This window comes from Nonomuraea sp. KM90, from assembly GCF_052246675.1.
GTDB lineage: Bacteria > Actinomycetota > Actinomycetes > Streptosporangiales > Streptosporangiaceae > Nonomuraea.
On record NZ_JBQQCB010000003.1, the window covers coordinates 356,688 to 370,925 of the forward strand.

Here is a 14,238-nt window from a genome sequence, read left to right on the forward strand (position 1 = left end):
TCATGAACCCCTTCATGCGTGGAATGACCCAGCCCCGTACCCGTCGTGACGTCTTCAGGCTCGCCGGTTTCTCCGCCGCCGGCCTCGCTCTGGCCGCCTGTGGCGTGCAGGGGCAGAAGGCCGCGCCGCCGAAGGCCGACGCCGTCGCCGACTTCTGGGCCAAGCAGAAGCAGAACGGCAAGGTCGTCTTCGCCAACTGGCCCGAGTACATGCCGGAGGACAAGGGGCCGCTGGAGAAGTTCAAGAAGGACACCGGCATCTCCTACGAGTACAAAGAGGTCATCCAGGAGAACGCGGAGTTCTTCGGCAAGGCCGACCCCGTGCTGCGCGCCGGGCAGCCGCTGGGCTACGACATCGTCGTCATGACCAACGGCATCCAGCTCCAGCACATGATCGAGCTCGGCTACGCGGTGACGCTGGACCACTCCAAGCTGCCGAACTTCCAGGCCAACGCCGGGCAGAAGTACAAGGAGCGGTCCTACGACCCGGGGAACAAGTACACGATCCCGTACACGTCCGGGGTGACCGGGATCGCGTACAACACCGACTACGTCAAGGACGACATCACCAGCATCGAGTCGCTGTTCGATCCCAAGTACAAGGGGCGGGTCGGCATGATGGCCGACGCCCAGGAGATCGGCAACTTCGGGATGTTCGCGCTGGGCATCGACCCCGAGAAGTCGACCGAGGCGGACTGGAAGAAGGCCGGGGAGAAGCTCAAGGCGCAGCGTGATGCCGGACTTGTCCGGAAATATTACGATCAGTCGTATATTGATGCCGTGTCCAAGGGTGACGTCTGGCTGACCATGGCCTGGTCCGGCGACGTGTTCCAGCGGCAGCTCGCCGGCGAGCCCGTGAAGTTCGTGGTGCCCGCCGAGGGCGGCACGATCTGGACCGACAACATGCTCATCCCCAAGGGCGCGGCCAACCCGGTGGACGCCCTCATGCTGATGGACTACCTCTACCAGCCGGCCGTGGCCGCCGAGCTGGACGAGTACATCCAGTACGTGACGCCGGTCCCGGCCGTGCAGGACCTGCTGCGGGAGAAGGCCAAGACGGCCAAGGGCGATGACAAGAAGGCCCTGGAGGACATGGTCGACAGCCCGCTCATGTTCCCCACCGAGGCCGACTACGCCAAGCTGCGCAGCTACACCCAGCTCACCACCCAGCAGGAGCAGGTGTTCAACCCGATCTTCCAGTCCATCACCCAGGCATAAGCGATGAGGCGGCTCACCCCCTACCTGCTCGCGTTGCCGAGCTGGATGTGGCTGGCGATCTTCCTGGTCGTGCCCATGGTGGCGATGGCGTCGGTGTCGCTGCAGACCGGCAACGCGATCGACGGCTTCGCCATGACGTTCAGCTTCTCCAACTACAGCGACGCGATCGGCCGCTACAGCACCCAGCTCGCGCGCTCGCTGCTCTACGGCGGGCTCGCGACCGTGGCCATGCTGCTGATCGGGTACCCGGTGGCGTACTGGATCGCCTTCAAGGGCGGCCGGCGCAAGTCCATGTACCTGTTCCTGCTCCTGCTGCCGTTCTTCGTGTCGTTCGTGCTGCGGACGATCTCGTGGAATTTCCTGCTGGCGGACAACGGCATCCTGTTCGGCACGCTGAAGGACTGGGGGGTGCTGCCGGCCGACTTCCACGTGCTGGCCACGACGGTGGCCGTGGTCGGCGGCCTGACGTACAACTTCCTGCCGTTCATGATCCTGCCGATCTACGTGTCGCTGGAGCGGGTGGACCCGCGGGTGGTCGAGGCGGCCCAGGACCTGTACGCGACCCGGGCGGCGGCCTTCCGCCGGGTGGTGCTGCCGCTGTCGCTGCCCGGGGTCTTCGCCGGGGTGCTGATGACGTTCGTGCCCGCCACGGCCGACCCGATCAACGCCGCGATCCTGGGCGGGACGGGCAACACGATGATCGGCAACATCATCCAGACCGAATACCTGACCAACCTCCACTACCCGACCGCCTCGGCGCTGTCGTTCACGCTGATGGCGGTGCTGCTGGTGGGGATCTTCATCTACGCCAGGGTGCTCGGGACGGAGAACGTGCTCGAGGCGGCGGCCCGATGAGAGGGACGAGGCTCGGGGACCGCCTGCTGCACATCTACACCTGGGTGATCATCGTCTGGCTGTCGTCGCCGATCGCCGTGATGATCCTGTTCGGCTTCAACGACAAGCAGAGCAAGTCCAACACCACCTGGCAGGGCTTCACGCTGCGCTGGTACGCCGAGCTGTTCGACATCTCCGACCTGACCGTGGCGCTGCGCAACTCGCTGGTCATCGCCCTGGTCAGCACGATCATCACGGTCGTGATCGGGACGATGCTGGGCCTGGCGCTCGGCCGGCACCGCTTCCGCGGCAAGGGCGTGACGAACTTCCTGGTCTTCGCCGCCATCTCCACGCCCGAGCTGGTCATGGGCGCGTCGCTGCTGTCGTTGTTCGTCTCGGGCAACGTGCCGCGCGACGCGAACACGATCATCATCTCCCACGTGCTGTTCTCCCTGTCCTTCGTGGTGGTCACGGTGCGGGCCCGGGTCGTCACCCTGGATCCGTCGCTGGAGGAGGCCGCCAAGGACCTGGGGGCGTCGGCCTGGGGCACGTTCCGCCAGGTGACGCTGCCGTCGATCATGCCGGGCGTGATGGCGGGGGCGATGTTGTCGTTCGCCCTGTCCGTCGACGACTACGTGGTGACGAGCTTCGTCAACGGCTCGACCGTCACCTTCCCGCTGTGGATCGTCGGCGCGGTCAAGACCGGCATCCCGCCGCAGGTCAACGTCATGGGTACGCTGATCTTCGGCGTCGGGGTGCTCATCGCGATCGCCAACGCGGTCGCGGCGCGCCGCCGTACCTGAGAGCATTCATCCGGCTTCCCCTCCGCAGGTCGCGGAGGGGTTTTCCACCTGCCCGAGAACCAGTCAAGAACAGGGAGGCGAGATCGGATTCCGGCGGGGGGAACCCGCGCGTGATCACCTATTTGGTCCCGCAATTTCAAAACTCAGACTTTCGTAAGGGAAGTGGGATTTGTGGATCCGCTGAAGGCGCTGGCTGATGCGGAGCGCAAGCCGTACTGGCTGGACAGCCCGGCCAGACCCGAGCCGCGACCGCGGCTCTTCGGAAACACCACCGCCGACCTGGTCGTCGTCGGCGGGGGCTTCTCGGGGCTGTGGACGGCCCTGATGGCCAAGGAGCGCGACCCCTCGCTCGACGTGGTCCTGCTCGAAGGCCGCAGGATCGGCTGGGCGGCCACCGGCCGCAACGGCGGGTTCTGCATGGCGACCCTCACCCACGGCCTGGCCAACGGGCTGGAGCGGTGGCCGGAGGAGATCGACCGGCTGGAACGCATGGGCGTCGAGAACCTCGACGAGATCGAGGCGACGCTGGAGCGCTACGGCGTGGACTGCTCGTTCGAGCGCACCGGCGAGCTGCACGTGGCCACCGAGCCGTGGCAGGTCGAGGGCCTGAGCGAGCACCTCGACCTGATCTCCGACCTGGGGCTCGACTACCTGCCGCTGGATCAGGAGCAGGTGCGGGCCGAGGTGAACTCGCCGACCTACCTGGGCGGGCTCTGGGAGCGCAGCGGGTGCGCCATGCTCGACCCGGCGCGGCTGGCATGGGGCCTGCGCGAGGCGTGCCTGCGCCTCGGGGTGCGCGTCCACGAGCGCAGCCCGGTCCGCTCGATGCACGACGACGGCACGACGATCAGCCTGCGCACGCCGCACGGCGCGGTGGGCGCGCGCCAGGTGGCGCTGGGCACCGGGGTGTTCCCGCCGCTGCTGCGGCGGCTCAAGCACTTCGTGGTCCCGGTGTACGACTACGCGCTGATGACCGAGCCGCTGACCGAGGACCAGCTCGCATCGGTGGGCTGGCGCAACCGGCAGGGAGTGGGCGACTCGGGCAACCAGTTCCACTACTACCGGCTGACCGGCGACAACCGGATCCTGTGGGGCGGCTACGACGCCGTCTACTACAACGGGGGCCTGGTCAAGCCGGAGTACGACCAGCGCGACGAGACGTTCGTCAAGCTCGCGCGGCACTTCTACGACACCTTCCCGCAGCTCGCCGAGGTGCGCTTCACCCACAGGTGGGGCGGCGTGATCGACACCTGCAGCCGGTTCAGCGCCTTCTACGGGCAGGCGCACGGCGGCCGGCTGGCCTACGCCGCCGGCTTCACCGGCATGGGCGTCGGGGCCACCCGGTTCGGCGCGAACGTCATGCTGGACCTGCTGTCGGGCGAGCCCACCGAGCGGACCGAGCTGCGGATGGTGAAGGAGAAGCCGATCCCGTTCCCGCCGGAGCCGGTGCGGTCGGGGGTGATCCAGTTCACCCGCTGGTCGATCGCGCAGGCCGACCAGCACCAGGGCAAGCGCAACCTGTGGCTGCGGGCGCTCGATCGGATGGGGCTCGGGTTCGACTCATAGCGCACACTTGTGCCTATGAGAGTTGAGTTCGTCGCGGACGGCCTCACGCTGGCCGGGGACCTCCGGGTGCCGGCCGGCGCGGGGCCGTGGCCGGGGCTGGTGTTCACGGGGCCGTTCACCGGGGTGCGTGACCAGGTCACGGGCCTGTACGCGGCCCGGCTCGCGGAGCGGGGATACGCCACGCTGGCCTTCGACCATCGCAACTGGGGCGAGTCGGACGGCCAGCCGCGCCGCCACGAGGATCCGCAGGGCAAGCTGCACGACCTGCGGGCGGCGGTGTCGTTCCTGCGGTCGCGATCCGAGGTGGACCCGGAGCGGATCGGGGCCGTCGGGATCTGCCTCGGCGGGGGATACGCACTGAAATTTGCTGCCTTCGAGCCCAGGGTGCGGGTGTTCGCGGGCATCGCGGGGGCGTACAACAACCCCTACGCGATGCGGTCCGGCATGGACTACCAGGCCGCGCTGCGGTCCTTCGCGGAGGTGCAGGAGCGGCGGGACCTCGGCGGGCCGGTCGAATACCTGCCCGCCGTCGCGGAGCGGGGCGAGGCCGCGATGCCGGGCGACGAGCCGTACGCCTACTACGGCACCGAGCGCGGCCTCTCGCCGCTCTGGTCCAACGAGGTGACCAGGGCAAGCGTGCTGGAGCTGCTCACGATGGACAACATGATGGGCAGCGACTTCCTGTCTCCGAAGCCGGCGCTGATCGTGCACGGGGTCGTGGACCGCTTCTGCACGCCCGAGGGGGCCGAGGAGGTGTTCAAGCGGCTCGACCAGCCGAAGAAGATCGTCTGGGTGGACGCCAAGCAGCACATCGACCTCTACGACCGCGAGCCGTACGTCACGCAGGCCGTGGACGCGACCGCCGACTTCCTGGCCGAGCACCTCTGAGCGCGGTCGGCAAGGTCGTGCTGAAGGTCTGACCAGGAAAGCGCCTGGTGCGATGGGCCCGGCCGCCGGTCCGGGCATGATCCGTACGACCCCCGACGACATCTCGGGGGTTTGCGGGTGCGTGCGAAGTGGATGCTCTGGGCAGGGCTGGCACTGGCGACGGCGTGCGGGGCCGAGCGGGCGCCGGTCGTGCCCGTCGCGGTGCGGGCGCCGGTCAAGGTGGCGCGGTGCCTGCTGAAGTTCCCGGACAACCGCGCCGGGAGCGTGGCCCGCGCCCGGCTCGAACGCGACATCGCCCGGTACGTGAGCCGCCGCCCGGGCCGCGTCGTCTACGGCGCGCTGGACCTGGTGACGGGGGCCAGGCTGGGCCACGGCGAGCACGAGCACGACATGATCACCGCGAGCGGGGCCAAGGTGGACATCCTCGCCGCGCTGCTGCTCCAGCGGGACGGCCGCCTCGGCGAGGGCGAGCGGGACCTGGCGGCCCGCATGATCAGGGAGAGCGACAACAGCGCCGCGGACGCGCTGTGGTCGCGCGTCGGGGGTGGCGGGGCCATGAGCTCCTTCTACCGCAGGATCGGGCTGAAGGAGACCACGCCGGGGCCGAGCAAGTTCTGGGGCGGCACCAACACCAGCCCCGCCGACCGGATCCGGCTGCTGAAGGTGCTGGTCAACGGGGGCAAGGGGCTGACCGCGGCCGATCGGGGGATGGTGCTCGGGCTGATGGGGCGGGTGCAGAGGGACCAGGCGTGGGGCGTCAGCGCGGCCGCCCGGCCGGGGGACCGGGTGGCGCTCAAGAACGGGTGGACGCCGCGGCCGTTCATCCACAACACGTGGGCCGTGACCAGCTACGGCCGGGTTGAGGGGCCGGGGCGGGACCTGCTGCTGGCGGTGCAGACGGACCGGCAGCCGGGCGAGGGGACGGGGATCCAGACCATCGAGGGCATCGCCCGCCTCATCGGCGCCCGGCTCGACGGCCTCTCCCCGACGACCACCCGCCCCTGCCCGACGAACCCCATCGCCTGAGCCCCGTCGCCTGAGCCCCGTCGCCCGAGGCTCAGGAGCGCGCCGCGGTCAGGACCTCCTCCGGGATCTCCTTCGGCACGCCGCGCAGCCCCACCAGCGCGAGCACGGTCACCACGGCCAGCAGGCCCGCCGTGACCACCGACGTCAGGTGCATGCCCGCGAGGAAGGCGTCCTGCGCCGCCCGGACGAGCTGCCCGCCCTGCTCGGCGGGCAGCGCCGCGGCCGTGCTCAGCGCCCCGGCGAGCGACTCCCGCGCGGCCTCACCCGGCACCGCGGCGGGCAGCTCCAGGTTGGCCCGGTAGGCGCTGGTCAGCACCGTGCCCAGGATCGCGATGCCGAGCGCCCCACCCAGCTCGAACGCCGTCTCCGACACCGCCGCGGCGGCCCCCGCCCGCTGCCTCGGCGCGGTGGCCAGCACGTTGTCGTTGTTGACGGTGAAGGCGAACCCGACGCCCATGCCCTGGATCACCATCACGGGCAGCAGCATCAGGTAGTTCAGCTCGGCGCCGAGCGTGGCGTAGTAGAGGAACCCACCGGCGTTCATGGCCATGCCCAGCGCGACCACGCCGTTCCTGCCGATGTGCTGGATGAGCTTCGCGGCCAGGACCCCGCCCACCGCGCCGCTCAGGCCGCCGGGCAGCTGGGCCAGCCCCGCCTGCAGCGGCGACCAGCCGAGCACGAGCTGCAGGTACCAGGCGAACATCAGCATCATCGCCGACATGGCGAAGATCGCCAGCAGGTTCGTCAGGATGGACGCGCTGAACGCCCTGCGCCCGAAGAGCCGCACGTCGATCAGCGGCTCGGCCAGCCGCGTCTGCCGCCACACGAACAACGCCAGCAGCGCGATCCCGGCCGCGCCCGCCCCCAGCACGTCGGCGTGCTCCAGCCCCTTGTGCGCGGCCTCCTTGATCGCGTAGATGGTGGTCACGATGCCGGCGACGGACAGGGCCACGCTGACCAGGTCGATCCGGCCCGCGTGCGGGTTTCTCGACTCGGGCAGCATCGCGATGCCGCCGACGATCACCAGCACCATGATCGGCACGTTGATCAGGAAGACCGAGCCCCACCAGAAGTGGTCGAGCAGCAGGCCGCCGACGACCGGGCCGATGGCGAAGCCGGCCGCGCTCATCCCGCTCCAGATGCCGATGGCGGCGGTCCGCTCGCCGGGTTCGGTGAACACGTTGCGGACGATCGACAGGGTCGAGGGCATGATCGTGGCGGCGGCGACGCCCAGCAGGGCCCTGGCCGCGATCAGCAGCTCGGCGCTCGGCGCGTACGCGGTGACCACCGAGGCGGCGCCGAACGCGGCCGCGCCGATCAGCAGCAGGCGCTTGCGGCCGATGCGGTCGCCCAGGTTGCCCATGGTGACCAGCAGGCCGGCCAGCGCGAAGCCGTACATGTCGCCGATCCACAGCAGCTGCGTGGAGGTCGCGCCGAGATCGGCCACCAGGCTGGGCAGGGCGAGGTGCAACACCGTGAGGTCGAGCGAGAGCAGGAGCGTGGCCAGGCAGGCGATGGCCAGGCAGGACCATTTGTTCTTCATGCCGCCCACTCTCGGGAGGGCGGCTGACGGCGGGCCTACCGTTCGCTGACGGCCCGGCTGACCTCCGCCAGCGCGGCCGTGATGCGGGCGCGGGTCTCCTCGGTGCTGTACCAGCCGACGGGGCACGTCTCGCGGGCCAGCGTGAGGAGCTCGTGCGCCTCGTCCAGGTCGCCGCGGGCCAGCGCCACCTCGCCCAGGCCGAGGTAGGCCCAGGCCAGGTTCTCCGTCGAGCCGTTCCTGCGCGCCAGCTCGGCCGCGCGCTCGTAGTCGGCCCGCGCGCCCTCCGTGTCGTCCAGGTGGATCAGCGCGTCGCCCCTGCGGCACAGGCCCTCGGCGATCTCCGTGTTCGCCCCGAGCTCGCGGGCCAGCGCGAGCGCCTCGTTGGTCAGCGCGTGCGCGGCCCGGTAGTCGCCCTGCAGCTGGCGCAGGGAGCCGAGCCCGGACAGGATCAGCACCATGCCCCACCGCTCCCCGATGGCCTTGAACGCCGCCAGGCTCGACTCGAACTGGGCCACCGCCTCGTCGAGCCGGCCGATGACCTGCAGGACGAACGCCTGCCCGCCGAAGGCCAGCGCCTTCTGCCAGGGTGGCAGATCTCGCACCCGCTTGTGCTTGAGCAGCTCGTACGTCATCTCGAAGTCCGCGGGCGGCCCGGTGAACATCGACAGCAGCATCATGAGGAACTCCACCCGCGCCGGCAGGTAATCGATCGGCAGCAGGTGCCGCACCTCGTCCAGCCGCGCGCGCAGGAGCTCGTCCAGCCCTCCGGTCCACGCCGAGACGAGCACGCACATGACGTACTCCTCGTCGAGCGCCGGAAAGCGGGTGTCGCCGAGCGCGGCCAGCAGCCCGGTGGCCAAGTTCGCGCTGGTGACGCGGTGGCCGCGCATCCACCAGTAGCAGGCGCTGTGCGCCAGCAGCCGCAGCCCCAGCTCGAACCGCTCCGTCTCGGTCGCCCAGCGCACGGCCGCGTCGAGCTCGCCGCTCTCCTCGTCCAGCCGGGCCAGCCACTCCAGCTGGTCGGCGGTGCGCAGCTTCGGGTCGGCCGTGAGCAGCAGGTCGAGGTAGTACGCGGCGTGCGCGTCGCGGAGCGTGTCCCCTTCGCCCGACTCCATCAGCCGCTCCGCGCAGAACGCCCGGATCGTCTCCAGCATCCGGAACCGGCCGTCCACGAACTCCACCAGCGACTTCTCCGCCAGCGAGAACAGCAGCTCCTCCGGCAGCCCGCACACCCGCTCGGCCGCCTCGGCCCGTGCGCCGCCCGCGAACGCGGTCAGCCGCCGGGCCATCCGCTGCTCGTCCTCGTCCAGCAGGTCCCAGCTCCACGCGACGACCGCGCGCAGCGTCTGGTGCCGCGGCAACGCCGTACGGCTGCCTCGGGTCAGCAGCCGGAACCGGTCGTCGAGCCGGGCCGCGACGTCGGACACCGGCAGCGTCCGCAGCCGCGCCGCCGCCAGCTCGATCGCCAGCGGCAGCCCGTCGAGCGCCCGGCAGATGCGTACGACCTGCGCGCCGTTCCCCGCGTCCACGGCGAAACCCGGCCGGACGGCGGCGGCACGGTCGGCGAACAGCCGCACCGCCGGGTAGTCCAGCGGGTTGACCGTCTCCGGCGGCGGCAGCCGCAGCGGCGCCACGGGCAGGATGGACTCGCCCGTGATGCCCAGCGCCTCCCGCCCGGTCACCAGCACGCGCAGCCCCGGGCACGTGGCCAGCAGGTGGTCGGTCAGCTCGGCGGTGGCCGCGACGAGATGCTCGCAGTTGTCCAGGACCAGCAGCAGCTCACGCCCGGCCAGCGCGGTGACCAGCCTGGTCACGGGGTCCAGGGTGGGCCGGTCGGGGGCGTGCAGGAAGGCGTCGCGGATGTCGAGCGCGGCCAGCACGGCGTGCGGCACGCCCTCCGCGTCGGAGACGGGCGCGAGCGGCACGAAGCACACGTCGCCCGGCGCCCGGGCGGACGCCTCGATCGCCAGCCGCGTCTTGCCCGCCCCGCCCGGCCCGATCAGCGTGACGAGCCTGTTGTCCCGGAGCCGGTCGCCCAGCCGGGCGAGCTCCTCGGTCCGGCCCACGAAGCTGGTGAGCTGGGCCCGCAGCCCCTGCCGGGAGCGTTGCCCGGACGCCGGGGGTGGCGGGGCCCCGAGCGCCGGGTCGGCCCTGAGCACGGCCAGGTGCGCGGCGGCCAGCTCGGCTCCCGGCTCGACGCCCAGCTCCTCGTCCAGCAGCTTCCTGGCCTCGTCGTAGACGGCCAGCGCCTCGGCCTGGCGGCCGCTGCCGTACAGGGCGCGCATGAGCTGGGCGCGCAGCCGCTCGCGCAGCGGGTGGGCGGCGATGAGCCCGCGCAGCTCGGCCACCAGATCGCGGTGCCGGCCCAGGTCGAGGTCGGCCTGCACGCGGTCCTCCGTGGCGGTCAGGCGCAGCTCCTCCAGGGCCGCCGCGGCGGCCTCGGCGTGCGGGGCGTCGGCCAGCGGCGCGCCCCGCCACAGCTCCAGCGCCTCGCGCAGCAGCGTCGCCGCCCGCCCCGGTTCGCCGCCGGCCAGCGCCTGCCGGCCCTCCCGGGCCAGGAGCTCGAACCTGCGCGCGTCCACGTCCCGGGGATCGGCGACCAGCCGGTATCCGGCCGGATGGAACTCCACCAGGTCCCGGCCCAGCGCCCGGCGCAGCCGGGACACCTGTGACTGCAGCGCGTTGGCCACGCCCTCGGGGGGCCTGGGGCCGTACATGCCGTCCACGAGCTGCTCCGCGCCGACGATGCGGCCGGCGTGCAGGGCGAGCAGCGTGAGCAGGGCACGCACCCGCGGGCCGCCGAGCGTGACCGGCTCGCCGTCCTCGCCCAGTGCGGTGGTGGGCCCGAGGATCTGGAAGCGCATGCCTCGATTATCGCGGCAAGCTATCGGCGATCTCGGCATATGTCGGCATCCGTGGTGCGGGCTCGTCCCGGACCGCCAGCACCGTCGCGAGCGCCGCCCGCAGCGAGGCCCGGTAGAGCAGCGACCCGGTGCTCACCCGGGCCACGCCGGCCTCGGCGAGCCGTGCCAGCGAGGGGCCGCCCGGCTGGTAGAGCACGTTGAGCGGCAGCGGCGTGCTCGCGGCCACCTCCGCGATCTCGTCCGGGTCGCTCAGCCCGGGCACGAAGATCCCGTCGGCGTGGACGTAGGCGCGCACCCGCTCGCGCGTGTCGCCGGTCCGCAGCCAGCACGTGTCCGTACGCGCGTTGACGAACACCCCGTGTCCCCTGGCGGCCTCGATGATCCGCTGGTGCAGCCCGATCGGGCGCAGCGTGCCGTCCGGGCGGCCGTCCTCCAGGTTGACGCCCGCGACCCCGAGCGCGGCCAGGCCCGCGACCAGGTCGGACACCTCGGCCGGGTCGTCGCTGAACCCGCCCTCGACGTCCACGGTCACCAGCACGCCCAGGCCGCTGATGGCCTCGGCCAGCTCGATCGTCTCGGCTCTGGTGGCGCCGGCCGCGTCCGGCCTGCCGTGCACGGCGGCTACGCCGAGGCTGGTCGTGCCGATCGCCGGGAACCCGTGCGCGGCCAGGAACGCGGCCGAGCCGTAGTCCCACGCGTTGGGCAGCACCAGCGGGTCGCCGGGGCGGTGCAGATCGTGGAAGTTCACGTGAGCAGGCCCTCCAGCACCCCGGCGGCCAGCGCGAGCGCGTGGGCGGGCGCGGGACAGGGGCGTACGCCGTGGCCGAAGGTCAGGTGCGGCGTCCGGCCGCGCGTCGGGTCGAACCGCTCCGGCTCGGCGAACACGTCGCCGTCCCGGTTGACGGTTACCAGGTCGATCGTCACCTCGTCGCCGGTGAGCTGATCCAGCCTGCGGGTGGCCTTGAGCGGCGGGTTCCCTCTGAGCGTCTCGTGCAGCAGCGCGTCGATGTCGTCGCCGGGGCGGGCCCGCTCCAGGGTGTTCTCGACGAGGCCCTCCGTGGCGGCGTGCGCCTGCAGCAACAGCGTGATCGTGGGGAGGCCGGTCCGCTCCAGCAGCTCGGCGACGGCGGCGTCGGCCCGCGGGCTCTCCTCGCCCGACAGGTAGCCGGCCGCGGCGGCGGGCACGGCGCGGGTGTCCTCGACCCCGAGCGCGGCGCCGAGCACCGCTGTGGGGACTCCGCGCCAGTCTCCGCCGCGTCGCCTGGTCATGGTTTCGGCCTCCGCGCGCAGTGCGCCGGGGTCGACCTGGTCCAGCAGCTCGACCAGCTCGCGGCGCCGGCCGGCGTGCGTCTCGCCGGTGCTGAACCGCGACACCCGGGCGCGCAGCCAGGCCAGCGTCCCCTGCGCGCCGTCCTGGCGTACGGGAGGCGGCACGTACCTGGGGTCGGCGAGGACCGCCACTGCTTCGGCATGACGTGTGATGAGCATGGGTTCACGCTAGGACGAGATCCTTTCGGCGGCGGTCGAAGTGTTCCGGCGGTAAGTCGTCAGGCGGCGAGCCGCTCCTGCTGCCCGGGGTGCTCCGGCCGTCGTTCCGCCTCGGCCGGCTCCGCCGGGGCCACCTCGGTGCGTACGCCGCTCCGGCCCGCGGCGATGGCCAGTGCCATGGCCGTGAGCAAAACCATCTCGGCCAGCACCACGGCGCGCTCCAGCAGCCCGTAGTAGGCGCCGCCGTTGATCAGTGTCGACGTGATGGTGGCCGGATGGGCCGCCAGGTAGATCGCCAGCGTCACCGCGGAGGCCACGCTCATGGCGCGCACCGCGTTCCACCGGGGCGCCGCCGCGCGGCCCCGGGCCAGCACCCAGCCGGCGACCGGCAGCGAGGTGAAGACGACCGCCGCCGACCAGCGGTGGATCTCGCCGGACAGCGAGCCCACCTGCGAGGTGCCGGGGTCGGTGGGGAAGATCGCGCTCATCATCAGCCCGGCCGCTCCGGCGATCAGCAGCACCCTGGTGGGCGCGGTGCGCGCCGGGTCGGTGGCCGCCAGGCCGTAGGCGAGACTCAGGCACGCCCCCGCGAGTGCCAGCATCCCGACCAGCACGGGCATCAGCCCGCCGGAGACCAGCGCGTAGTCGCTGAGCAGAACCTGCGTGGGCAGCGCGACCTGTGCGTACGCGAGCGCGCCCGCGGACACCGCCGTGCCGATCACGGTGCCCCAGACACTCTGGCCTGGCGTCATTGAGCCACCTCATCGTAGATCCGCTCGAACCGGGCGAGCGACGACTGGTCGTCGTGGGTGAGCGCCAGCTCCCTGCTGGCCTTGCCGAGCCTGACCCGCAGGTCCTCGTCGGTGAGGATGGTCGTCAGGTGCCGGGCCAGGCCGACCACGTCGCCCGGTTCGTACAGGTAGCCGTTCTCGTCCACCAGGTGCGGCAGCGCCATCGCATCGGCGGCCACCACGGGCAGCCCCGAGGCCATGGCCTCCAGCGTGGCGATGCTCTGCAGCTCGGCGACGCCGGGCATGGCGAACACGTCGGCGGCGGCGAACGCCTGCGGCATGTTCTCGTCGGGGACGAAGCCGAGGAGGAACACCCTCTCGCTCACGCCGATGCGCTTGGCCAGCCGCTCCAGCTCGCCCCGCTGGTTACCCTTGCCGACCAGCGCCACCTGCGCGTCGGTCTCGTTGAGGACGAGCGGCAGCGCGCGGATCAGCTCGTCCAGGCGCTTCTCCTCGTCGAGGCGGCCGACGAACAGGGCCGTGGGCCGGTCGGGCAGGTCGAACATCTTGCGCGCCCACGCCTTGGGCTCGGCGTGCGGGTGGAACCTGGTCAGGTCGATCCCGCAGGACACCGGCTCGACCTCGCGCGCGAACCCCTGGTCGGCCAGCAGCTTGGCGGCCAGCGGGGTGGGCGTGGTGATGTGGTCGGCCCGGCTGAAGATCCGGCTGAAGTCGCGCCAGGCGAGCTGTCCCGCCTTCGTCCGCAGGCGGTCGGGGATGTGGGCGAACTGGAAGAGGTTGTCGGGCATGAAGTGGTTGGTCGCCACGATCGGCACGCCGGCCCGGCGGGCGGCGGCGATGGCGGCCCGGCCGACCACGAAGTGGCCCTGGGTGTGCAGCACGTCGGGCTTGATGGAGGCGACCAGCCGGTCGAGCCGCGTCGGCACCGTGACCCGCATGGTCGGGTGGACCACCAGCGGCGCCGAGCGCAGCCGGTGCACGACGACGCCGTCCACCACGTCGGCGCTGGCCGGGCCCTGGTCCGACTGGCAGACCACGTGCACCTCGTTGCCGCGCGCGGCCAGGCCCGTGGCCAGGCGGTGGGTGAAGTAGGCGGCGCCGTTCACGTCGGGGGGATAGGTGTCGGACGAGATCAGGATCCGGCGGGGACGTTCGGGGGCGGGTGAGAGGGAGGCGACGTCGGGGACGGTGTGGAGGGGCATGGCCATTTCGGTGAACTCCGATTTCGCAGCGGCTTGGGGAGAGCCGGAAGGAAGG

The 14,238-nt window shown here is 71.7% G+C and carries 12 protein-coding genes; 6 read left to right on the top strand and 6 right to left on the bottom strand.

Features of this window, described 5'->3' with window-relative positions; all coding sequences use genetic code 11:
• The first annotated feature begins 14 nt into the window (after nucleotides 1-14).
• The 6 genes from ACTWPW_RS06140 to ACTWPW_RS06165 all read left to right on the top strand — a co-directional run bounded on the left by ACTWPW_RS06140 (nucleotide 15) and on the right by ACTWPW_RS06165 (nucleotide 6,334).
• Entirely contained in the window at nucleotides 15-1,217 is a 1,203-nt protein-coding gene (locus ACTWPW_RS06140; protein WP_375115088.1) for a polyamine ABC transporter substrate-binding protein, read from the top strand.
• A 3-nt stretch (nucleotides 1,218-1,220) separates the two neighbouring features.
• A complete protein-coding gene (locus ACTWPW_RS06145; RefSeq protein WP_443168141.1) occupies nucleotides 1,221-2,072 on the top strand; it encodes an ABC transporter permease in 852 nt (283 codons plus the stop codon).
• The gene (locus ACTWPW_RS06150) at nucleotides 2,069-2,854 is read left to right on the top strand and encodes an ABC transporter permease (protein WP_443168142.1); all 786 of its coding nucleotides are present in this window, start codon (nucleotides 2,069-2,071) and stop codon (nucleotides 2,852-2,854) included. Before ACTWPW_RS06145 ends, ACTWPW_RS06150 begins: the two co-directional genes overlap by 4 nt.
• Nucleotides 2,855-3,025: 171 nt before the next feature.
• Nucleotides 3,026-4,420 carry an NAD(P)/FAD-dependent oxidoreductase gene (locus ACTWPW_RS06155; RefSeq protein WP_375115126.1) on the top strand — a complete coding sequence of 465 codons (1,395 nt, stop codon included), beginning with the start codon at nucleotides 3,026-3,028 and terminating at the stop codon, nucleotides 4,418-4,420.
• Between the two features lie 15 nt (nucleotides 4,421-4,435).
• Nucleotides 4,436-5,308 carry an alpha/beta hydrolase gene (locus ACTWPW_RS06160; RefSeq protein ID WP_375115091.1) on the top strand — a complete coding sequence of 291 codons (873 nt, stop codon included), beginning with the start codon at nucleotides 4,436-4,438 and terminating at the stop codon, nucleotides 5,306-5,308.
• A gap of 117 nt (nucleotides 5,309-5,425) precedes the next feature.
• Nucleotides 5,426-6,334, top strand: coding sequence for a serine hydrolase (locus tag ACTWPW_RS06165; protein ID WP_443168143.1), 909 nt, complete (start codon nucleotides 5,426-5,428; stop codon nucleotides 6,332-6,334).
• Nucleotides 6,335-6,365: 31 nt separating this feature from the next.
• Here the strand turns inward: ACTWPW_RS06165 and ACTWPW_RS06170 are convergent, their stop codons facing one another.
• From ACTWPW_RS06170 to ACTWPW_RS06195, 6 genes are read right to left on the bottom strand one after another with little or no spacing between them, the layout of a single operon-like run.
• The gene (locus ACTWPW_RS06170) at nucleotides 6,366-7,877 is read right to left on the bottom strand and encodes a DHA2 family efflux MFS transporter permease subunit (protein WP_443168144.1); all 1,512 of its coding nucleotides are present in this window, start codon (nucleotides 7,875-7,877) and stop codon (nucleotides 6,366-6,368) included.
• Nucleotides 7,878-7,912: 35 nt separating this feature from the next.
• Nucleotides 7,913-10,741 carry a BTAD domain-containing putative transcriptional regulator gene (locus ACTWPW_RS06175; RefSeq protein WP_443168145.1) on the bottom strand — a complete coding sequence of 943 codons (2,829 nt, stop codon included), beginning with the start codon at nucleotides 10,739-10,741 and terminating at the stop codon, nucleotides 7,913-7,915.
• Between the two features lie 7 nt (nucleotides 10,742-10,748).
• Nucleotides 10,749-11,489: an isocitrate lyase/PEP mutase family protein gene (locus ACTWPW_RS06180; protein ID WP_443168146.1), complete on the bottom strand. Its 741-nt coding sequence runs from the start codon at nucleotides 11,487-11,489 to the stop codon at nucleotides 10,749-10,751.
• Nucleotides 11,486-12,229 (bottom strand): hypothetical protein, encoded by a 744-nt coding sequence (locus ACTWPW_RS06185; RefSeq protein WP_443168147.1) that lies wholly within the window; start codon nucleotides 12,227-12,229, stop codon nucleotides 11,486-11,488. The genes ACTWPW_RS06180 and ACTWPW_RS06185 overlap by 4 nt, the downstream gene beginning before the upstream one ends.
• Before the next feature lie 59 nt (nucleotides 12,230-12,288).
• A complete protein-coding gene (locus ACTWPW_RS06190; RefSeq protein ID WP_375115096.1) occupies nucleotides 12,289-12,981 on the bottom strand; it encodes a DUF998 domain-containing protein in 693 nt (230 codons plus the stop codon).
• Nucleotides 12,978-14,183 (bottom strand): glycosyltransferase, encoded by a 1,206-nt coding sequence (locus ACTWPW_RS06195; RefSeq protein ID WP_375115127.1) that lies wholly within the window; start codon nucleotides 14,181-14,183, stop codon nucleotides 12,978-12,980. The genes ACTWPW_RS06190 and ACTWPW_RS06195 overlap by 4 nt, the downstream gene beginning before the upstream one ends.
• Nucleotides 14,184-14,238 lie beyond the last annotated feature (55 nt).

Bases quoted from the DNA above. Each gene is read 5' to 3' on its own strand.
- ACTWPW_RS06140 (WP_375115088.1), top strand. From the start codon at position 15: ATGCGTGGAATGACCCAGCCCCGTACCCGTCGTGACGTCTTCAGGCTC.
- ACTWPW_RS06145 (WP_443168141.1), top strand. From the start codon at position 1,221: ATGAGGCGGCTCACCCCCTACCTGCTCGCGTTGCCGAGCTGGATGTGG.
- ACTWPW_RS06150 (WP_443168142.1), top strand. From the start codon at position 2,069: ATGAGAGGGACGAGGCTCGGGGACCGCCTGCTGCACATCTACACCTGG.
- ACTWPW_RS06160 (WP_375115091.1), top strand. From the start codon at position 4,436: ATGAGAGTTGAGTTCGTCGCGGACGGCCTCACGCTGGCCGGGGACCTC.
- ACTWPW_RS06170 (WP_443168144.1), bottom strand. From the start codon at position 7,877: ATGAAGAACAAATGGTCCTGCCTGGCCATCGCCTGCCTGGCCACGCTC.
- ACTWPW_RS06175 (WP_443168145.1), bottom strand. From the start codon at position 10,741: ATGCGCTTCCAGATCCTCGGGCCCACCACCGCACTGGGCGAGGACGGC.
- ACTWPW_RS06185 (WP_443168147.1), bottom strand. From the start codon at position 12,229: ATGCTCATCACACGTCATGCCGAAGCAGTGGCGGTCCTCGCCGACCCC.
- ACTWPW_RS06190 (WP_375115096.1), bottom strand. From the start codon at position 12,981: ATGACGCCAGGCCAGAGTGTCTGGGGCACCGTGATCGGCACGGCGGTG.
- ACTWPW_RS06195 (WP_375115127.1), bottom strand. From the start codon at position 14,183: ATGCCCCTCCACACCGTCCCCGACGTCGCCTCCCTCTCACCCGCCCCC.